Source organism: Streptomyces sp. NPDC002851, assembly GCF_053591935.1.
This window is the reverse complement of record NZ_JBSFUT010000005.1, coordinates 1-19418: the sequence shown is the minus strand read 5'-3', so window position 1 is coordinate 19418 and position 19418 is coordinate 1. Positions and strand designations below refer to the sequence as shown.

17 protein-coding genes and 2 pseudogenes are annotated in these 19418 nt (G+C 70.4%); 9 read left to right on the top strand and 10 right to left on the bottom strand.

Going from position 1 to position 19418, the window contains the following annotated elements:
- Positions 1-37 precede the first annotated feature (37 nt).
- Together ACWD10_RS07015 and ACWD10_RS07010 are read left to right on the top strand one after the other, a co-directional pair.
- A complete protein-coding gene (locus tag ACWD10_RS07015; protein WP_451087859.1) occupies positions 38-799 on the top strand; it encodes a hypothetical protein in 762 nt (253 codons plus the stop codon).
- A gap of 55 nt (positions 800-854) precedes the next feature.
- A complete protein-coding gene (locus ACWD10_RS07010; protein WP_451087857.1) occupies positions 855-1682 on the top strand; it encodes a class I SAM-dependent methyltransferase in 828 nt (275 codons plus the stop codon).
- Here the strand turns inward: ACWD10_RS07010 and ACWD10_RS07005 are convergent.
- A complete protein-coding gene (locus ACWD10_RS07005; RefSeq protein WP_451087855.1) occupies positions 1633-3105 on the bottom strand; it encodes an NCS2 family permease in 1473 nt (490 codons plus the stop codon). The two genes, ACWD10_RS07010 and ACWD10_RS07005, sit on opposite strands and share 50 nt — an antisense overlap.
- A gap of 346 nt (positions 3106-3451) precedes the next feature.
- Between ACWD10_RS07005 and ACWD10_RS07000 the strand changes: the two genes are divergently transcribed.
- Positions 3452-4069, top strand: coding sequence for an XRE family transcriptional regulator (locus ACWD10_RS07000; protein WP_451087854.1), 618 nt, complete (start codon positions 3452-3454; stop codon positions 4067-4069).
- Between the two features lie 37 nt (positions 4070-4106).
- On the opposite strand, the gene ACWD10_RS06995 is transcribed toward ACWD10_RS07000, so the two are convergent.
- The 7 genes and pseudogenes from ACWD10_RS06995 to ACWD10_RS06965 all read right to left on the bottom strand — a co-directional run bounded on the left by ACWD10_RS06995 (position 4107) and on the right by ACWD10_RS06965 (position 12230).
- Positions 4107-4937, bottom strand: a complete 831-nt coding sequence (locus tag ACWD10_RS06995) for an SAM-dependent methyltransferase (protein ID WP_451087852.1) — start codon at positions 4935-4937, stop codon at positions 4107-4109.
- 129 nt (positions 4938-5066) lie between these two features.
- Positions 5067-7832: a discoidin domain-containing protein gene (locus ACWD10_RS06990; protein ID WP_451087850.1), complete on the bottom strand. Its 2766-nt coding sequence runs from the start codon at positions 7830-7832 to the stop codon at positions 5067-5069.
- Positions 7833-8511: 679 nt separating this feature from the next.
- Positions 8512-9156: a hypothetical protein gene (locus ACWD10_RS06985; RefSeq protein ID WP_451087848.1), complete on the bottom strand. Its 645-nt coding sequence runs from the start codon at positions 9154-9156 to the stop codon at positions 8512-8514.
- Positions 9153-9761 (bottom strand): WD40 repeat domain-containing protein, encoded by a 609-nt coding sequence (locus ACWD10_RS06980; protein WP_451088333.1) that lies wholly within the window; start codon positions 9759-9761, stop codon positions 9153-9155. The genes ACWD10_RS06985 and ACWD10_RS06980 overlap by 4 nt, the downstream gene beginning before the upstream one ends.
- 290 nt (positions 9762-10051) lie before the next feature.
- Entirely contained in the window at positions 10052-10288 is a 237-nt protein-coding gene (locus ACWD10_RS06975; protein ID WP_451087846.1) for a WD40 repeat domain-containing protein, read from the bottom strand.
- Between the two features lie 176 nt (positions 10289-10464).
- Positions 10465-10938 (bottom strand): annotated as a pseudogene (locus ACWD10_RS06970) (WD40 repeat domain-containing protein); the annotation flags it as partial.
- A 554-nt stretch (positions 10939-11492) separates the two neighbouring features.
- Positions 11493-12230 carry a TIR domain-containing protein gene (locus ACWD10_RS06965; protein WP_451087844.1) on the bottom strand — a complete coding sequence of 246 codons (738 nt, stop codon included), beginning with the start codon at positions 12228-12230 and terminating at the stop codon, positions 11493-11495.
- A gap of 185 nt (positions 12231-12415) precedes the next feature.
- On the opposite strand from ACWD10_RS06965, the gene ACWD10_RS06960 reads away from it, so the two are divergent.
- On the top strand, positions 12416-13549 hold the full coding sequence (locus ACWD10_RS06960; protein ID WP_451087842.1) for a substrate-binding domain-containing protein: 1134 nt from the start codon (positions 12416-12418) through the stop codon (positions 13547-13549).
- 68 nt (positions 13550-13617) lie between these two features.
- On the opposite strand, the gene leuA is transcribed toward ACWD10_RS06960, so the two are convergent.
- Positions 13618-15300 carry a 2-isopropylmalate synthase gene (gene leuA / locus ACWD10_RS06955; RefSeq protein ID WP_451088331.1) on the bottom strand — a complete coding sequence of 561 codons (1683 nt, stop codon included), beginning with the start codon at positions 15298-15300 and terminating at the stop codon, positions 13618-13620.
- Between the two features lie 361 nt (positions 15301-15661).
- Between leuA and ACWD10_RS06950 the strand changes: the two genes are divergently transcribed.
- From ACWD10_RS06950 to ACWD10_RS06940, 3 genes are all read left to right on the top strand, one after another.
- Positions 15662-16375, top strand: coding sequence for a FadR/GntR family transcriptional regulator (locus ACWD10_RS06950; protein WP_451087840.1), 714 nt, complete (start codon positions 15662-15664; stop codon positions 16373-16375).
- A gap of 125 nt (positions 16376-16500) precedes the next feature.
- Positions 16501-16974 carry a carboxymuconolactone decarboxylase family protein gene (locus ACWD10_RS06945; protein ID WP_451087838.1) on the top strand — a complete coding sequence of 158 codons (474 nt, stop codon included), beginning with the start codon at positions 16501-16503 and terminating at the stop codon, positions 16972-16974.
- Positions 16975-17025: 51 nt separating this feature from the next.
- Positions 17026-18003, top strand: coding sequence for an RNA polymerase sigma-70 factor (locus ACWD10_RS06940; RefSeq protein WP_451087836.1), 978 nt, complete (start codon positions 17026-17028; stop codon positions 18001-18003).
- A gap of 33 nt (positions 18004-18036) precedes the next feature.
- Here ACWD10_RS06940 and ACWD10_RS06935 read toward each other — a convergent pair whose 3' ends face one another.
- Complete coding sequence (locus ACWD10_RS06935) at positions 18037-18429, bottom strand: MarR family winged helix-turn-helix transcriptional regulator (protein WP_451087834.1); 393 nt, start codon at positions 18427-18429, stop codon at positions 18037-18039.
- Between ACWD10_RS06935 and ACWD10_RS06930 the strand changes: the two genes are divergently transcribed.
- A complete protein-coding gene (locus ACWD10_RS06930) occupies positions 18430-18756 on the top strand; it encodes an SgcJ/EcaC family oxidoreductase (RefSeq protein ID WP_451087832.1) in 327 nt (108 codons plus the stop codon).
- 293 nt (positions 18757-19049) lie between these two features.
- A pseudogene (locus ACWD10_RS06925) lies at positions 19050-19418 on the top strand (family 43 glycosylhydrolase); the annotation flags it as partial.

Genomic DNA, 19418 nt, shown 5'->3' with positions numbered 1-19418 from the left:
GGAGCAGAGTGAGAGCACGCGACGCCAGGAGGTACGGATGCGGGAAGAGCCGGAATACCGGGCCCTGTTCGCCATGGACATCGAACGCTCGGCGGGACGCGGGGACGCGGCGCTCCTCCAGATCCGCGACGTCCTGTCGTCCGCGCTCCGCGAGTCGTTCGAGCGGAGCGGGATCGACTGGGCGCAGTGCCTGTGCGCCGACCTCGGCGACGGTATGCAGGTGACGGCTCCGGCAGGGCTGCGGAAGACGAAGCTGATCCACCCGCTGATCCATGAACTCGGGGTCCGCCTCCACGCCCACAACAGGCTGGCCGGACCGCTGACCCGGATACGCGTCCGGATCGCCCTGCACGCGGGCGATGTTCATGTCCACCCGGACGGCCAGGTCGTCGGCCGCCCGCTCGAAGTGCTCGCCAGACTCCTGAACGCCGCACCGGCCCGGACCGCGCTCGCCCAGGCCCCCGATGCGGCCCTGGCCCTCCTCGTCTCGCAGCACTTCTACGACGACACCATCTGCCACGGGTATCCAGGGATCGACCCGGCGACGTTCCGCGGCACCACCGTCACGGAGAAGGAATACACCGCGTCCGCGTGGCTCCACGTCCCCGGCCAGCGGGACCCCGCGCCCGCCCCAGCCCCTACTCGATCCGCTGAACCCACCGAAGGCACCCGGGACAGCGCCGCCTACCGCCCGGACCCCGGCCGCACCAAGATGACGAACAAGGCCTCGGGCAACAGCGTCATCAACGCGGTCCAGAACGGCACCCAGAACATCCACATCAACGGCGGCCGGACCTGAAGAAGCCCAGGCGACCGAGGAGTTGACCGTACGGGCCGCACGGTAATCTCCGGCCATGTCCGAGACCTCAGTGGCGCACTTCTACGACGAACTGGCCGACGACTACCACCTGATCTACGCGGACTGGAACGCGAGCATCCGTCGGCAGGGGGCCGCCCTGGATGCCCTGATCGGTCAGGATCGCCCGGAAGTACTCGACTGTTCCTGCGGTATCGGCACGCAGGCCATCGGCCTGGCGCTGCGCGGGCACCGCGTCACGGGGACCGATCTGAGCCCTCGCGCCGCCGCCCGCGCTGCCCGTGAGGCGGCCCGCCGGGGCCTGATCGTGCGCACGGCCGCCGCCGACATGCGGCGCCTTCCGTTTCCGGACGGCCGGTTCGATGCCGTCGTCTGCGCCGACAACTCGCTGCCTCACCTGCTGACCGAGCGGGATGTGCGCGCCGCCCTGGCCGAGATGCGCCGCGTGCTGCGTCCCGACGGCCTGCTCCTCGTCAGCACCCGCCCGTACGACGAGCTGCTGCGCGAGCGCCCGGCTTCGACGCCGCCCCAAGTCCACCGGGTCGCCGATAGCGTCGACAGCGCCGACGACGACGGGGAACGGAACATCACCTTTCAGCTCTGGCACTGGCACGACGACGGCGAGCACTACGACTTGGAGCACTTCCAGCTCCATCCGGCAGGCGGAGACTGGCGCGTCCAGGTCCGCCGGACCACCTATTGGTGCGTTCACGTGTATGCCGGACGGCCTCGGCGTACGTCAGAACCGCCGAGGCCGCCCGGCCACAAGAGCTACGAGAGCTACGAGAGCTACGAGAGCTACGAGAACCCTCGGGTCACTTCACCCCGAGCAGCTGCTCGATCGGGTCGATGGCGAAGTAGATGAGGAACAGGGCCGCCGTGCCCCACAGGAGCCAGTGCACCTCGCGGGCCTTGCCCAGGCAGGCCTTGATGACGACGTACGCGACGAAGCCGGCGCCGATGCCGTTGGTGATGGAGTACGTGAACGGCATGACCGCGATGGTGAGGAACGCCGGGACGGCCAGTTCGTAGCGGTCCCAGTCGATGTGCTTGACCTGGGTCATCATCAGGAAGCCGACCGCGACGAGCGCGGGCGACGCGGCCTGGAGCGGCACGATGGTCAGGACCGGGGTCAGGAACAGGGCGAGGCCGAACAGGCCGCCGGTGATCAGGTTCGCGAAGCCGGTACGGGCGCCTTCTCCGACACCGGCCGCCGATTCGATGTACGTGGTGGCGGAGGACGACGAGGACGCGCCACCCACGACGGCCGCGGCACCGTCGATGAGCAGCACGCGGCCCAGGCCGGGGACCTGGCCGCGCTCGTCGAGGAGACCGGCCTCGGCGGTGACGCCGACGATGGTGCCCATCGTGTCGAAGAAGTCCGACAGGATGAGGGTGAAGACGAGCAGGACCACGGTCAGGACGCTGACCTGGCCGAACGCGCCGAACAGGTCGAAGTTGCCGAGGAGTCCGAAGTCGGGCGCGGCGATGGGCTTGTCCGGGACCGACGGCGCGGTCAGACCCCACGTCTTGACATCGGCGAGCGCGTTGACGATCACGGCGAGGACCGTCATCACCACGATGCTGATGAGGATGGCGCCCTTCACCTTGCGGGCGAGCAGCACGACCGTCATCAGCACGCCGAGGCAGAACACGAGCATGGGCCAGCCGGTCAGGCTGCCGGTGCCGAGCTGGACGGGCACGGTGGTGTTCGCGGCGTCCGGGACGCGGGTGACGAACCCGGCGTCGACGAAGCCGATGAACGCGATGAACAGGCCGATGCCGACGCTGATGGCCTGCTTGAGCGGCTGTGGGATGGCGTGCATGACGGCCTCACGCAAGCCGGTCATCACCAGGACGCAGATGAGCAGGCCCTCGAGCACGATGAGGCCCATCGCGTCGTCCCAGCTCATCAGCGGTGCGATCTGGAACGCCACGACGGCGTTGAGCCCCAGGCCCGCGGCGAGCGCGAGCGGCAGATTGCCGCCGACACCCATGATCACGGTCATCACGGCGGCCACGAGAGTCGTGGCGGTGACGAGTTGGGCCGCATCGAGCTGGTTGCCGAACTTGTCCTCGGTGCTGCCGAGGATGATCGGGTTGAGCACCAGGATGTACGCCATCGTGAAGAACGTGGCGAATCCGCCGCGTATCTCCCGGCTGTACGTCGAACCGCGTTCGCTTATTCGGAAGAACCGGTCGATGGGGCCACCGGGATACGCCGGGGGCGCGCCGGCGGGGCTCGGCTTGCCGAGCGGCCCGGACGGGCCCGTCGCGCTGGTCGTCATGAGTGCTTCTCCTGGACCGACAAAGGGGGACGTATTGCGGGGAGTTATTTGCGGGGGCCACCAAGGAGTGTCCGGGCAGCAGTTGGGGGAACACACATGCGGCGCCTTGCGAGCGGATCATACGCGGGCCCGCCGCGTTCTCAACTTCGCCCTCATTGACGGTTCATTAAGGGCAGTCGATCTCTTGTTGGTTCCTACGAACTTGACCGTGACGTGTGCGCGAAAACCGAACAAAGGCGACAGGTGACATGGAGTTAACGGCCGTAACTCCATAGTCTCTGGCCCCGTGCACCCACCACCACCGTTCAATGCCCGGGCTGCCCGAATTTTCCGCGAGAAACTCGGTATGACCCCTGACCACGTCGCGTACGGCATGCGTGCCTCGTACGGTTTGGCGTACATTTCGCCGGACCACATCACGGCATGGGAGCAGGGCAAGGCGGCTCCCGCGTCGAATGAGCTCGCGGCGTTGGCCGGTGCATTGTGGTGCGCGCCCAATGAGCTCATCGGCACTCCGCAGACCCTGCGGGACCACCGCCTCGCGCGCGGCCTCGCCGTCGAGGACGTGGCCCGGGCCACCGGTCTCGACGTACGCGCCTACCAGTACATGGAAGAGACGGGTCAGTGGACCGGGGACCGAAGACAGTCGGCCGCGCTCGGTTCCGTACTGGAACTGGCACCACGGGATTTCGTGGCCGTCACCGGCCTTGAGCAAGAACTCGCCCGGCTCCTCACGGAGGCCGTCAGCACCCGCTGGCAGGCGCACATCCGCCCCATCGCCAAATTGCTCTCGATGGAGAAGCGCGACCTACAGGACCCCCTGAAGGCCATGCACCAGGAATACCAGTCCCATCTGACGGCCACCCTCGGCCGGGTCGGCAACGCCGCCGCATCGGGCGAAACGGCGCAGCGCTACCTGGAAAACATCGTCGACGATTTCTGGTCCCGGGTCTCCGGCCAGTGAATTCGCCCGGCGCGGCGGGGAGTTGGCCGCACGGATTTCAGGGCTTGCGGGCGACCGCGCCGAACATGGCCACCTCGTCAGGGAGTTCGGCGTTCGTCGGCTCCGGGCGCCAGCGCGAGCAGGAGACGACTCCGGGCGGAAGGAGTTCGAGACCGTCGAAGTAGCGGGCGATCTGCTGCGGGGTGCGCTGGGTCAGCTTCGGGGTGCCGTGCTCGTTCCAGAATGCGACGGCCCGGTCCACATCCGGCATGTCCGGGTGCGTGACGGTGTGCGAGAGCACCAGGTGGCTGCCCGACGGCAGGGCGTCCATGAGGCGGCGTACGACGGCGTACGACTCCTCGTCGTCCTCGATGAAGATCACCACGCCGAGCAGGATCAGGGCGACGGGCTTGCTGAAGTCCAGGGTCCCGGCGGCATGCTCGAGGATGCCGTCGACGTCACGCAGATCGGCGTCGAGGTAGTCCGTCCGTCCCTCGGGGGCGCTGGTGAGCAGGGCGCGGGCGTGGGTGAGGACGAGGGGGTCGTTGTCGACGTAGACGATCCGGGAGTCCGGCGCGACGCGCTGGGCGACCTCGTGGGTGTTGTCGGCGGTGGGCAGCCCGGTGCCGATGTCGAGGAACTGCCGGATGCCCTGGTCAGCGGCGAGGTGGTGGACGGAGCGGCCGAGGAAGAGCCGGTCCGCGCGGGCGTAGTCACCGATTCCGGGGTGCAGGCTGCGGATCTGGTCGCCGACTTCGCGGTCGACCTCGTAGTTGTCCTTGCCGCCCAGCCAGTAGTTCCAGATGCGGGCGGTGTGCGGCCGGGTGCTGTCGATCCGGTCGGTGATCCGCTCGGCGGTCGTACCGCCGCGCCCTGCGTCGCTGGTCATGGCTCCCTCACGGCCCTTCACTGGCCCTGACGGGCGCTCCCGCAGCGCCCGTCGGTGACGTTACCCAACAGTAAAGGGAGTTGGGCCCGTGCGCTAGTGATCTTCGCTCCGGGCCCACTCCCCCGTACCTCACTCCACCCGCAACTCACTGATTCCCGGGCGCTTTTCCGATCCCTCTGCGCCGCGCACGGTCACGCGGACGTAGCGGGCCAGGGTCTTCTCCGCCAGCGCGCCCGAGTTCTCATAGGCCTCGACCGGCTGCCAGTTCCGGCCGTCGACGGAGGTCTCCAGGCGGTACGTGTCCGGGCGCGGTTCGGCCCAGGTGGAGACGATGCGCCGGACCGGGGTCGCGTGGCCCAGGTCGACGCGGAGGCTGCCCTGCCGCGCGGCGGGCACCCAGGCCGTCGCCTCGCTGCCGTCGACCGCGGCCTCGGCATACCGGCCCGGCTCCGGCGTACTGCCTTGGACGGTGCGGCAGCGGGCCAGGTTGGCGGTCGGTTCGCGGTCCGGGCGGCGGGTCTTCAGGAGCGCGGGGGCGCCCTTGCTCACGATCTGCCGTCCCTGCGGCCCCGCCACCTCGAACGGCTCGCCGTCGACGAGGCGCACGGTGGTGGCGTCCGGCCCGATGGCGATGTCGAACGTACGGCCCTGCCAGCGCATGTCCCGGACCGTGACGCCGTCCTTCAGCTGCGGCGGCAGCATGGGGTCGACGCGTACGTGGTCCTCGCGCCAGCGCAGACCGGTCAGACCGTGCGTGAACACCTGAAGGAAGCCGCCCTTGCCGGTGAGGAAGTCCTGCGCGGGCGAACCGGCGAGCGGGTCCTCCGCCCCCGGCTTGTCCCCGCGCGACTCGGAGAACTGGGCGAACGGGCCGCGCACGAACGGCTTGATGGAGCGCAGCAGATACGTGTACGTCGAGCAGCCGGGCTCGCCGTTCGCGGCGGCCCCGATGGCGTGCACCGAGTCGGTCATGGCGGGGCCGTCGGGGTCGGTGCGGGCCGCGTAGTAGTCGAGGGTCTTCCGGGCCGTCTCCGCGGACATGGGCCACTCGAGCGGGTACTGGAGCAGCACCGTGTCCGCCTGCTTGATCAACGAGCCCTGGTACCCGTCGTACTGAAGAAAGACCTGCTTGTCGTTGTCGTACGGGATACGGAGCCGGTCGGCGACGATGTGCCAGCGGGCGGGTGCCGGTTCGCCGAGCAGGTCGGCCGCGCGGGTGGCGTGGCGCAGCGCGGTCGCGGCCCCGGCGTTGGTGAACGCGCCGTCGTCGACGCCATTGCTGTACTCGTCCGGCCCGGCGACGTTCTTGATGGAGTAGCTGCCGTCGTCGTTGCGGGTGGCGCGGTCGGCCCAGAACTCGGCGATGCCCTTGAGCACCGGCCAGCCGCGCTCGCGCAGCCAGGCGGTGTCGCCGGTGGCCTGGTAGTACTGCCATACGGCCAGGGCGATATCGCCCTGAAGGTGGTTCTGGGTGCGGCAGTGCGGCGGGTCCCAACTGTGGCACTCCGTCCACAGGTCGCCCTCGGCGCCGCTGTTCCAGCCGTAGAACAGTCCGGAGTGGCCGAGGCTGCGGGCGTTGGCGCGGGCCGCGCCGCGGGTGCGGTACCGGTAGTCGACGACGGACCGGGCGAGGTCGGGGTCGTGGGCCAGGAGCGCGGGGAACATCCAGGTCTCGGCGTCCCAGAAGACAAGTCCCGCGTAGTTGTCGCTGGTCAGTCCGGTGGGGGCGATGCTGTTGGACGATCCGGCGCGGAGGCTGGACAGGAGGCCGTAGCGGGCCGAGCGCGCCCAGGTCTGCAGGTCGCGGCGTCCGGGGATCTCGACGTCACCGCGCCACAGTTGGCGCCAGGCGTCCCGGTGCGCGGTGAAGGTGTCCGCCCAGCCGCGGTCGGCGGCACGCTGTGAGGCCCGTACCGCCGAGGTGGCGGGGCGCGGCGAGGTGAGGGCGGTGTCGACGCCGACGTACTTCGTCAGGTCGTACGAGCGTCCCGAGCGGACGGGGAAGCCGACGGACTGACGTACGGTCAGGTCCTTGGCCGCGCGAGGCGTGGACGCGGGCCGAGGTCGTACGCCATGACCCGTGCGCAGCGTGGAGGCGACGGTGCCGTCGACCTTCGTGCCGTCGGTGCGGAACGATACTTCGACGGTGCGGTCGGTGGGGTCGGTACGGTCCCCCGTCCGCGGGCCGCCGCCGGTCTGGGTGATCCGCCGGGCGCCGCGGCCGTCGAGGACGTCGGTGACGGTGGCGTCGCCGTCCCAGTGCGGCGTCATGCGCAGCCGGACGGCGCCCACGTGCGGGTCGTTGCGGTCGGCGAGCACGTCGTAGACGAGGTCGGTGGACCGGCCGTCGGCGGCCGTCCAGGTGAGCGAGGTACGGACCAGGCCGCACTGAAGGAACAGCGTCTGCCGGTAGTCCGAGATCCGCGCATCGGGCGTGCCCGGGCCGAACGTTTCCGCACCGGTACCGACGGTCAGGCCGGTCCAGTTGGGCAGCGCCGCCACGGCCTGGAGTCCCTTGGCCGTGGCGGGTTTGTCGGCGTGGTCGGCGTACAGGCCGGAGACGAGGGAACCGTCGTAGCGCGGAGTGAACAGCGGCCAGCCGGTCTTGGCCTCCGCGTCCGCGTAACCGGTGCCGCGGGGCGGCACGCGCTGCCCCAGGTATCCGTTGCCGACGAAGGCGTGGTGCAGCTCGTCCGGGTCGATACGGGTGGAGGTCAAGGCCCAGTCCGCGGCGGCCGGTGCGTGACCCCGGGCGGGGCAGGTGGCCTCCGCTCCGGCGTCGGAGGGCGGCAACGCCGGTGCCGCGGAGGCCCGGTGGGCAGAGGCCACCGGGGGAACCGCCCCGGCCAGCAGCGCGGCGAGCGCGCAGGCCAGCAGGCGAGAGGAGTACTTCATCGTTACTCCGTGCTGAGTGGCGAGTGGTGAGGGGTGCGTGGTGTGCGGTGTGTGATGGGCGGTGCGTGAGGTGCGGTGCGTGCTGCGTGAGACAGAAAGCGACCGTAAGGACTTGAACTGACGCCGTCAATCCTCTGAATCTTGCTTTCACTATGTGAAGAGTCGAGGCACCAATTCCTGTGGTTTCGACACCCCGTCAGCCGCGGTTGCATCACTCCCTGAAGGATCCGGAGGGGGCCTGTAGCGTCCGGAGGGTCCGGAGGGTCCAGCAAGGCATCACCCCGCCTTTGTGGCGCCCGCGCCCCGCACTGAGCGGTCGACCCCATGACCGAAGTCACCCTGGCCGCAAGGGACTTGGCGGGACAGCCGCATCGCCGTCTGCGATCATGTGGCCCGGTGGCCGAGCGCGTGGGGACGATCGGACGGGGGACCATGACCGCATACGAGGACATTCCGGCGCTCTTGAGGGCGGCGGCCGACGTCAACTCCGCCTGTGGGACCTGGGCACGCTGCCCGCCGCCGCCCGTGACCCGAAGCGGCTGGCCTGCCAGGTGGGCGGCGGCGGTCTGAGTCGCGAACAGTGGCGGGAGCACGCGGCGGGCCTGGCTTATCAAGACCTGTGCCGCTGAAGCCTGTTGCCCCCCCACGAGGTACTCCTGTCCCGTGTCCCGGGTGCGGCCTATGACCCTGCCGCGCGCACGAAGCGTTCGCCGTTCCAGGCGAAGGTGCGCTCGAGCCGCAACGAGGGGCAGCAGAAGGGGTCGTCGGCGGTGTAGGCGGCGAGCTTCAGCGTCACGGAGTCGCCGGAGAAGGAGATGCCACCGACCCGCGGTCCGGGGCCGTGGGCCTTCTCCTCGGCGCTGAGCAGCACCCCGATACGCCGGGGTGCTTCCGGGGACGACGAGCCGTCGTACACCTCCACCTGCTGCGGCCAAGAGGACGACTGGTGAACGCATTCGAACGACACGAAGGCGTCCGGCACGCCCGTCCCGCGGAGATCGGCGAACTCGGTGTCCATGATCGCGACGCCTTCATTGCCCGCGTCGGTGCAGTCGATGGTGTCGATCACGGACTCCCAGTCCGTGTCCGCGAGCGGTGTCCCGGCGGGTTCGGGCGGGGCGCGCTCATCCGGTGAAGTCTCCTCGTCGGGCGCGTCCGCGGCAGGACTCGGGGCGGCGGAGATACCGCCCTTCGGGTCGTCGCTCTCCTCGGATCCGCCGCATCCGGCGAGGAGCGGGCTCGCGAGCAGCGACAGCACCACGGACAGGAACAACGGGAGTAACCGGCCCAGGGGGCGGCGGGCACGTGGGGCGTGGCGCGTCATGGTCGGCTCACCTCGGTCGAATACGCCTTGAGCGGCAGAACGGGATGGTCGCGGATGCCCGCGGGGTCGGCGCAGATCCGGGTGGCGACGCCGGTGGCGCCGGTGAGTTCGGGGGTGCTCCGGGTGCGGTGCAGGGTCTGCTCGAGCAGGCGGCACAGGTCCCGTTCGGCGCTGCCCTGCCACACCCGTACCGCCCCGTCCTCGCCGCCGCTGACCAGGCGGGTGCCGTCCGGGGACCAGCTCAGCGAGGTGACGGCCGCGTCGTGCGCCTCCTCCCGCAGCTGCGGCGGTACGTCACGGGCCGGTTCCCAGAAGCGGATCGTGCCCGCACCGTCGCCCGCGGCGAGGCGGGTGGAGTCGGGGGACCAGGCAAGCGCCTCGACAGAGGTGTCACCGGACTCGAGGACGGTCGGCAGAGGTGTGCCGGTCGCGCCGTCCCACAGGCGGATGGTGCCGTCCACGCCGCCGACGGCGATCCGCTTGCCGTCCGGCGACCAGGCCATGCTGCGCGCCAGGTGCCGGGACGGCTTCGGGGTGGCGCCCCAGGGCTTGCCGCTCGCCGCGTCCCACAAGTGCAGCGAGCCGTCCGGCAGTACGGCGGCCACGCGTCGGCTGCCGTGGGACCAGGCCCGGCGCGCACGCTCTGCCGGTCCTCGCCCGCGCGGTCGTTCGGCGGTGTCCCGCTGCTCCCGGTGGTGGCCGCGGGCTGTCGGCGGGTCCGCTTCCCGGTGGTGGCGTCCCAGATCCGGACCGTGCCGTCGTACGTCCCGGACACGACTCGGGTGCCGTCCGGGGACCAGGCCGCGGGTCTCGGCGCCTCCGCTGCCCCACCAGTGCTTGCCGGAGGTGTCGCCGCCGAGTTCCGACCGCGGCAGCAGGCCGTTGCCGCCCGCGGTCAGGAGTCGGTGCCCTTCGGGTCCCACGCGACGGCCTTGACCCGGTCCTGGGGCGCCCGCGTCCGCTCCGGGCTGCCGAGGGCGGGTTTCCTCGTACGGGAGTCCCAGATCCACACGGTGTCGTCACTGCTGCCGGCGGCGATGTGCCGGCCGTCCGGTGACCAGGCCACGGAGACGAGGGCATCGGTGGGCCCGGGCAGGCGGGCGTCACGGGGCGGCGGGGCGCGATCTCCCACAGCCGCACCACGGACCTGCCCGGGCCGGTGCCGAGCTCCGCGGCGTCACTGACGAACGTGCCCGCCAGGAAACGGCCATCGGGCGACCAGGCGAGCCCGCTGGTCAGCCGCCGGTTGGTGTCCCGGCCGAGCGGCGGTCCGACCGGTTCGCCGGTGTCCGGACCCCAGAGGCGAACGTTGCCGCCGACCCCGGCCACGGCCAGCCTGGCGCCGTCGGGCGACCAGCTGACCTCCCGGACTCCGTCGTCGCGCCAGTCGGAATCGTCATAGGCGGAGTGGAGCCGGGTGGACGACGACGCCGTGACCTTCCCGGTACTCCCGTCCCGCACGACGATCCGCCCGTCCCCGGTGCCGGTGGCGAGACGGCGGCCGTCCGGGGACCAGGACGGCGCCGCGACCTCGCGCTCCGTCCGCTCCGCCCATAGGAGCTCGCCGTTGCGCACGTCCCAGACCTTGAGGGACTTCCACTCGACCAGGAGCAGGCGCCGACCGTCGGGAGACCAGGCGAGCTGGTCGAACTGGTCCTTCCCGGGCCGCGACCCGGGCAGCGGATCCTTCCGCAGCAGCCGACCGGTCCGGACGTTCCGCAGGCGAATGCCGTCCCGTTCCGAGGCGACGGCGAGCACATCGCCCCGAGGCGAGAACTCCATGGCGGAGACGTCGCCGTAGTCGTCGGGCAGCGCTGTCGGTCCCACGGTGACCTTGCCGGAGCGCCCGTCGCGGACGGCGTAGGCGGGCGCGAGCTTGTCCTGTCCCGTGTCCTTTCCTCCATGCGTGAGCAGCAGCGACCGGTCGTCGCCGCTCCACCGGACGGACATCGGCAGTCTGCCGTCGATCCTGAGCGCGGACGGTTTCAGATACGGGACGGCCGCCTTGCCCTCCCTTACGTTCCAGCGGGCCGCTCCCCCGTACATGTCGGCCACCCATATCCGTCCACCGTCTCCGGACCAGCGCACGACGGTGCCGAATTCGGCCTTCGCGGGCGCCTCGCCGACCAGCCGCGCCTCCCACGCGTCGAGGCCGCGGACCGCCTCCGCGAACGCGCCGCGCGCCTCGGGCAGATACGGTGCGGCACGCTGTTCGGCCGCGATGGCGAAGGCGAGCGCCGTGTAGGGGTCGGAGGCGTTGCGGGACTGGGCCGCGTACTGGCGGACCTCGGCGAGGGCCGTCTGGTCCCGGGCGGTGTCCCGCTGCTGTACGGCGGTCACGGCGGAGACCGCGCCAGGACGACGAGTGCGGCCAGGACGGCGATGGTCAGCAGCACATGGCGCCGCGTCCGGCGGTACTGGCGGACGTCCTCGCCGATCAGCCGGTCCTTCGGCGCTCCGTGCAGCGGGGCCGCCAGGGCGGCCACCGCCGTGCGGAACTCCGGGTCGCGCAGCGACAGTTCCGGCTTGGCGCGGGCCCGGCCCAGGACCACCGCGTTGGGTTCCTCCCGGAAGCGGCCCGACAGGCACCTCGGCAGTGCGTTGGTGCGCTGCCAGTCGAAGTCGCCGCGGGCCGCGTCCCAGGCCATGCCGGGCGTGTGGCCGCTGCCGTCGGCGGGCGGGTCGGTGAGCACGATGACGAGGTGGTCGACGCCCCGGTGGGTGCACCAGTACTCGACCTCCTGCTCGACCCAGGGCGCCCGGGCCGACTGCTCGCAGGCCAGCAGGACGAAGTGGCGCGAGGCATCCATCGCCTCCCGCAGGGAACCCCAGAGCTGCGAGCTCGCGGCCAGGCTCCCCTCGTCCCGGAACACCCGCAGGGCGCGGAGCCGGTACCACGGCTTGGCGAAGGTGTGCAGTCCGTGCTGGAGGACGCGGGCCAGCTCGCCGTCCGCGGCCCGGCTGTACGAGATGAACGCGTCGTACGCGTACCGGTCCTCGGGCCTCTCCGCAGGTGAAACCGGCTCCGCGTTCGATAATCGGCGCGTGACCAGGGAACGAGGGACCTTCAGCACGGACACGGACTCCCGGAAGCTGCTGTGACGACCGGCCGGTGAGCGACTGCTGGCACAGCTTGGCAGAGCGGGCCTGGGCGGGAAAGAACACGGCCCTCGCTACGCCCCTTGACAGGGCCCTGGGGTCCCGGTTGGCTGCGATCCACTTCGGCCGCGGTCTCGCGGTCACATCAGGGAGGTACCGCATGAACCCGCGTGTGCGGTGTGCCGCCACGGCCTGCGTCGCATCTGTTCTGCTCGTCTCACTCTCGGGCTGCGGTGACCTGCTGCCCGGTGCGGACGGTGCCGACGGTCCTCCCGTACGCAAGGGAAACGCTGTCACGATCGGCCTGCTCCTGCCCGAGCGGGAGACGGCCCGCTACGAGAAGTTCGATCTGCCCATCATCAAGAAGACGGTGCGGGAACTGACCCACGGCAAGGGTGAGTTGGTGTACGAGAACGCCGGTCAGGACGCGGAGCTTCAGGATCGGCAGCTGCGATCGATGATCTCCGACAAAGTGGACACGATCATCGTCGACGCGGTCGACGCGCACGCCATCGCCGACGCCGTGCGGGCCGCCAAGGACGCGGGCATCCATGTGCTCGCGTACGACCGGCTCGCCGAGGGCCCGATCGACGCGTACGTCGGCTTCGACAACGAGCTCGTCGGCGAGACCCAGGGCCGGGTGCTCATCGAAGCCCTCGGCGACCGGGCCACCAAGCGCAGCAAAATCGTCATGATCAACGGCTCGGCGACCGACCCGAACAGCGCCGACTTCGAGAAGGGCGCCCGCAGTCGCCTCGCCACCATGGTGACCATCGCCAAGTCGTACGACACCGAGGGCTGGAAGCCGCAGAACGCCCGGGCCCACATGGAAGAGGCCATCTCCGAGCTCGGCGCCGAGAACATCGCCGCGGTCTACTCCGCCAACGACGGCATGGCCGGTGGCGCCATCCAGGCCCTGAAGGCCGCCGGGGTCTCCCCGCTCCCTCCCGTCACCGGCCAGGATGCCGAACTCTCCGCCGTACGCCGGATCTTGACGGGCGATCAGTACATGAGCGTCTACAAGCCGTACCCCGAGGAGGCCGCGCGGGCCGCCGAGATGGCGGTCCGGATCGCCCAGGGGCGCATGATCGAGTTCGACGCGATGACGGTGGACCGGGTGGACAGCCCGACGAACAAGAAGATCCGGGCGCATACGGTGACGGTCACGCCGCTGACCCGCAAGAACATCAAGCGCACCGTCATCAAGGACGGCATCTTCAAGACGTCGGACATCTGCACGGCGAAGTACGCGGTGGCGTGCGCGGAGGCGGGGCTCACGAACTCCGGTTCTTGATGGGCTCCCCCGCCGGGCCGGACCCCGGAGTCCGGCCCGGGCGTTTCAGTCGCCCATCACCGCGCCCGTCACCGCGCCCGGTTGACCGCGGACAGGACCGCCATCAGGGATGCCGTCAGGGTCGAGGTGTCGTGGCCCGCGCCCCAGCGGACGGTGTCGCCGACGCGGCAGCGGGCGTAGGCCACCGCGGGGCTGCCGGGTCCCGGCGTGGTCGCGTGCTCGGTGAAGTCGAGGATGTCGACGGTGATGCCCGCGGCGAGGAGGGCGTGGACGAAGGCGGAGACGGGTCCGTTGCCCGTGCCTTCGTAGTCGGCCTCGCGGTCGCCGATGCGCAGGGTGCACACGAAGCGGTGCTCTCCGGTGGGCGTGCGGTCGGTGGTCCAGGACGTCAGGGCCACCTCGCCGTCGGTGCCCGGGACGAGATAGGTCGCGCGGAACAGCTCCCACAGGTCCTTGGCGGTGGACTCCTGTCCGCTGTCGTCGGTCGCCCGCTGCACGGTGCGGGAGAAGGCGGCGCGCAGCGCCTGCGGCAGGTCGAGGCCGTAGCTCTCGCGCAGGACGTGGGCGATGCCGCCCTTGCCGGACTGGCTGTTCACGCGGATGACGGCCTCGTAATCGCGCCCCACGTCGGCCGGGTCGATCGGCAGGTACGGGACCTCCCAGGGCGCCTCGCCCTCCGGGACGCCCAATTCGGCCGCCCGCGCGGCATGGTGGGCGAAGCCCTTGCCGATCGCGTCCTGGTGCGTGCCGGAGAAGGCGGTGTGGACCAGGTCGCCGCCGTAGGGGTGGCGGGGGTGGACCGGCAGCCGGTTGCAGTGCTCGACGGTCTGCCTGATCTCGTCGAGACGGGAGAAGTCGATCATCGGGTCGACGCCCTGGGTGTAGAGGTTCAGGCACAGGGTCACCAGGTCGACGTTGCCGGTGCGCTCGCCGTTGCCGAAGAGGCAGCCCTCGACGCGCTGGGCGCCCGCGAGGAGCGCCAGTTCGGCGCAGGCGACACCGGTGCCGCGGTCGTTGTGCGGGTGTACGGAGAGGATCACCGCGTCGCGCCGGTCCAGGTGGCGGTGCATGTACTCGATCTGGTCGGCGTAGACGTTGGGCGTCGCGACCTCGACCGTGGCGGGCAGGTTGAGGGTGACCGGGCGGTCGGGCGAGGCGTCCCACAGCTCGGTGACGCTGTTCAGGATGTCCAGTACGTAGTCGGGTTCGGTGAGGTTGAAGACCTCGGGTGAGAACTCGAACCGGAAGCCCGGGCGGTCGTCGGCCAGTTTCGCGACGTACTCCGCCGCATCGCGGATCATCGCGTGGACCTCGGCGCGGCTGCGGCGCAGGACCAGGTCCCGCCACGTGGGGGCGGTGGCGGTGTAGAGGTGCACCAGGACGCGCGGCAGGCCCTCGACCGCCGCGAAGGTGCGGTCGATCAACTCGCGGCGGGCGGGGGTGAACACCACCGCGGTCACGTCGTCGGGTACGGCGTCGCTCGTGGCGAGGTGGCGTACGAAGTCGAAGTCGGTACGGCTCGCGGACGGGTAGGCGACCTCGATCTCCTTGAAGCCCATGGCCACTTGGAGGTCGAAGAGCCGCCGCTTGCGCGCGGTGTCCATCGGCTCGGCGAGCGCCTGGTTCCCGTCCCGCAGATCGACCGGCACCCACAGGGGTGCGCGCTCGATCCGGGCGCTCGGCCAGGCGCGGTCGGTCAGCTCGGGGACGGTGACGCGGTCGTGGGCGGGGAGGTAGCGGTGGTACGGCATGCCGCTGGGGCGCTGCGGGTTCCAGTCGTACGGGAGAGTCACGCGATTCCTTCGCTCGGCGGTGGTCGGTGACCGGCAGCACGGCACCCGCGGCGGGGTGCCGGTCGTGTCAGGCCCCGCCGCGGCAGCCGAGGAGAAGCACTGCGTGCAGCAACATGATCGACACCTTAGCCAGAGCTCAGCTCCTCAGACAAGTACTCCTCAGACAACTTGGCACCACGAGCACGTACGCTCTACGAGCACCGCGCCCGTACGAGCACACCACCGCTCCCCGTACGAGCACTGCCGCCTGAACGCTTCAGGCACAGGCACAGGCACGGGCACAGGCACCGCTACCCGCACGCTCCCTGAAAGGCCCCGGATGTCACTCGGCCCCCTCCGCCCCAGCCCTCTGGTCGAACAAGCCGCGGAACGGCTTCGCGAGCAGATCGCCTCCGGGCAGTGGCCCGTCGGCACCCGGCTCCCCGGCGAGACCACGCTCGCGAAGGACCTCGGCGTGGGCCGCTCGACGGTGCGCGAGGCGCTGCGGGCCCTCGCCGGAGCGGGACTTGTACAGGCCCGCCACGGCGCCGGGGTCTTCGTCACCGCCACCGAACCGGCCGAGGACTGGCCCGCTCGGCTGCGCAAGGCCGCCATCACGGACGTCTACGAGGTCCGCCTCCTCATCGAGGTGCAGGCGGCACGCCTCGCCGCCGACCGCCGCACCGATGAGGACCTCACCGCCCTCACCGCCGCGCTCGACGCCCGCCGGGCCGCCGCCTCGGCGGACGACGCCGCGTTCGTGGACGCCGATATCGCCCTGCACTCCGCGATCGTCGCCGCCGCCCACAACCCCGTACTCACCGACCTGTTCGGCGAGTTCGTGCCCGCGCTCCGGCAGGGCCTGATCGACCTGGTGGACCTGTTCTCGCTGCGCGCCGAGGACGCGAATCCCGGCGACGACCTGCACGCCGCCCTCGTCCACGCGGTCGAGCGCGGCGACGCCGAAGAAGCGGCGCGCGCCGCCCAGGACGAGATGGCGGGCACCCTGAAGCTGCTGCGCGGCGGGAAGGGTCAGGCGATCACGAAGGAGTAGGCGATGGCCGAGGGATCAGGCGATGGCCGAGGGCGGGAGCCGTGGGCACATGCGGCCGTGTCACAGGGTCTCGGGCTGCCTCGTCTTAAGGGGTGTAGCCACTGACCACCACGGAGGAGCACACCATGGACGCGCGACTGAACTACTTCGCCAGCCCGACCGGCGGCAAGGTCCTCAAGCACTTCATGTCGGCGGGCAAGGCGCTCAAGGACGCGCCGCTGCCTGCGGCGACGCAGGAGCTGGTGGCGCTGCGCGTGAGCCAGATCAACGGCTGCGCCGCCTGCATCGACATGCACACCAAGGAGGCCGCCGCGGCCGGTGAGACCTCGGTACGGCTGCACCTGGTGGCGGCGTGGCGGGAGGCCACGGTCTTCACCGAGGCCGAGCGTGCGGCGCTTGAGCTGGCGGAGCAGGGTACCCGGATCGCGGACGCGGGCGGTGGGGTCAGCGACGAGGTCTGGCAGCGTGCCGCCAAGCACTACGACGAGGAGCAGCTCACCGCCCTGGTGGTCCTGGTCTCTTTCATGAACACGGCCAACCGCCTGAACATCATCGCGCAGCAGCCGGCCGGTGACTACAAGGTCGGGCAGGCCCACTGACCGGGCAGCTCCAGTGAACGGCATCGGCAACAGCTTCAAGGGGGAATCGGCGTGAACAAGGTCGACAAGGACGGCAGGGCCGACAAGGTTGGCAGGGTCGACAAGGTCGGCAAGGCCGCGGAGTTCGAGGAGCTGCGGCCGCTGCTGTTCTCGATCGCCTACCGGATTCTGGGCAGTGTGAGTGAGGCCGAGGACGCGGTGCAGGAGGCCTGGTTGCGCTTCGACGGCTTGACGACCCCGCCGACGTCGGCCAAGGCCTTTCTGTCCACCACGGTGACGCGGATCTCGATCGACGTGCTGCGCTCGGCGCGGGTGCGGCGGGAGGAGTACGTGGGGCCGTGGTTCCCCGAGCCGCTCCTGAGTGACCCGTATCAGGATCCCGCACGCTCGGCGGAGTTGGCCGACTCGGTGTCGATGGCGGCGCTGCTGTTGCTGGAGCGGCTCAGTCCGCTGGAGCGGTCGGTGTTCGTGCTGCGGGAGGTGTTCGCCTTCGGGTTCGCCGAGATCGCCCAGGCGGTGGGGCGTTCGGAGGCGGCGTGCCGTCAGCTCCTGGTGCGGGCCCGGCGGCATATGGAGGACGGGCGGCCGCGGTTCGAGGCGGACCGTCAGGAGCGGCAGGAGCTGGCGACGCGGTTCTTCGAGGCGTTGAAGGACGGCGACGTGGGCGGGCTCCAGGATCTCCTCGCCTCCGACGTCCAGATGGTCGGGGACGGCGGCGGCAAGGCCCCGCAGCTGGCCCGGGCGATCGTCGGCGCCGAGAAGGTGGCCCGGCTCCTTGGCACGGTCCTCCCTCAGATGGCCAGCGTCGACGTGACGTTCGAGCCGCACGAGGTGAACGGCCAGCCCGGCGCGATCTTCCACGACCGCGACGGCAAGGTCCTCAACACCATGACTCTCGAGGTGCTCGACGGACAGATCCAGACCATCCGCTCGGTGCTGAACCCCGACAAGCTCGGCCACCTCGGGCCGGTCGCCGACGCCTGGGCCGTCGACCGCGAGGTGCGGCAGGCCCGCCGCCAGGCGGACTGACCTCGGCGGTGGCGTGGGCCGAAACCCGTGCCCTCACTCCTGTTCCGTGAGGGTACGGGTGGCCTCCCGCTGGATCTCCGCGGAGCGCTGGAGGAAGTCGAGGATCACGGCGAGCTCCGCGTCCGAGTACTCCGCGTACAGCTCGGCCAACTGGGCCGCGAACGGGGCGAAGAGCGGCGCGAATCGCTCCTCCACACCCGCGTCGACCTCGACATTGACCCGCCTTCGATCCTGCGGATCCTTCACCCTGCGGGCGAACCCCTTCCGCTCGAGCCGGTCGATCAGACCGGTCACGGAAGCGGGCACCAGACCGTTGAGTTCCCCCAGCTCGCCCGCGCTCAGCGGCCCCGACCGCTGGAGCAGGTCGAGCGTCTTCTCCTCGACCGCGCTGAGGCTCATCCGGGCGCTGATCGCCGCGTGAACCACATGAACACGATGAACACCCGGGAAGCCCAGCAAGCCCAAGAGACCCAGGAAGCCCGGATTCGTGAGCTCTTCGCGGAGTACTGCAGGACATGGACGGAAGCCGACTCCGCCGGGTTCGGGCGACTGTTCACCCAGGACGCCGACTATGTGTCGTACGACGGCAGTTGGGCGGCCGGGGCCGCGGAGCTGCGGGACAACCACGACAAGCTGTTCCGCGGCGTGATCGCCGGACTCGATGCCGTCGAAAATGTCGCAGGCGATGACGCGGCTTGCGCGCCGGTTCGGTATCGGCCGAGCGCGAGAGGTCACGCTGCCGTGAGGACATGAGGACGTGAGGGCCTGAGGGCGTGACGACATGACGACGTGACGGCCTGACAGCGTGACTAGCCGTCAGCCCCTTCCGTTCGACACGCCGAACAACGCTTGTCACCTCGAACAGGCGGACCGTAAAGCGCAACAGCGCACGCGTCAACGATTCCGACAGAACTCAACGAGATCCGTGCAAGCGGATTGACGCGGCTGTGGTCAACTGCTCCTATTTCTTCGGCAGTTGGTCGAACAGAATCCAGCAGAGTTCCGCAGAGTTCATCAAGGTTTATCGCAATCCGACAGGACGTGCCATGCGCCGACGCCTTGGAAGCCCCAGCCGCACCCTCCTCACTTACCTGGCCGCCCTGGCCGCGCTCTGCGCCACCCTCCTCACCGCACCACCCGGCACCGTCGCGACCGCGACCGCGGCGGAGCGGCAGGAGCCGTACGCGGGTTACCTGTTCGCGTACTTCACGGGCGAGGGGACCGCGGACGGCGAGCAGATCCGGTATGCGCTCAGCCGTGGTAACGATCCTTTGCACTGGCGGGAGTTGAACGGGGGCAAGCCCGTGCTGACCTCGGACGTCGGGGAGAAGGGGCTGCGTGATCCGTTCGTGATCCGTTCGCCGCAGGGCGACAAGTTCTACATGATCGCCACGGATCTGCGGATGTATCGGAAC

What these genes read in the sequence shown, in the direction of transcription:
- ACWD10_RS06960 (WP_451087842.1), top strand. Translation starts at nt 12,416, where the DNA reads ATGAACCCGCGTGTGCGGTGTGCCGCCACGGCCTGCGTCGCATCTGTT.
- ACWD10_RS07010 (WP_451087857.1), top strand. Translation starts at nt 855, where the DNA reads ATGTCCGAGACCTCAGTGGCGCACTTCTACGACGAACTGGCCGACGAC.
- ACWD10_RS07015 (WP_451087859.1), top strand. Translation starts at nt 38, where the DNA reads ATGCGGGAAGAGCCGGAATACCGGGCCCTGTTCGCCATGGACATCGAA.
- ACWD10_RS07000 (WP_451087854.1), top strand. Translation starts at nt 3,452, where the DNA reads ATGACCCCTGACCACGTCGCGTACGGCATGCGTGCCTCGTACGGTTTG.
- ACWD10_RS07005 (WP_451087855.1), bottom strand. Translation starts at nt 3,105, where the DNA reads ATGACGACCAGCGCGACGGGCCCGTCCGGGCCGCTCGGCAAGCCGAGC.
- leuA (WP_451088331.1), bottom strand. Translation starts at nt 15,300, where the DNA reads ATGCCGTACCACCGCTACCTCCCCGCCCACGACCGCGTCACCGTCCCC.
- ACWD10_RS06930 (WP_451087832.1), top strand. Translation starts at nt 18,430, where the DNA reads ATGAACACGATGAACACCCGGGAAGCCCAGCAAGCCCAAGAGACCCAG.
- ACWD10_RS06995 (WP_451087852.1), bottom strand. Translation starts at nt 4,937, where the DNA reads ATGACCAGCGACGCAGGGCGCGGCGGTACGACCGCCGAGCGGATCACC.
- ACWD10_RS06990 (WP_451087850.1), bottom strand. Translation starts at nt 7,832, where the DNA reads ATGAAGTACTCCTCTCGCCTGCTGGCCTGCGCGCTCGCCGCGCTGCTG.
- ACWD10_RS06945 (WP_451087838.1), top strand. Translation starts at nt 16,501, where the DNA reads ATGGACGCGCGACTGAACTACTTCGCCAGCCCGACCGGCGGCAAGGTC.
- ACWD10_RS06985 (WP_451087848.1), bottom strand. Translation starts at nt 9,156, where the DNA reads ATGACGCGCCACGCCCCACGTGCCCGCCGCCCCCTGGGCCGGTTACTC.
- ACWD10_RS06950 (WP_451087840.1), top strand. Translation starts at nt 15,662, where the DNA reads ATGTCACTCGGCCCCCTCCGCCCCAGCCCTCTGGTCGAACAAGCCGCG.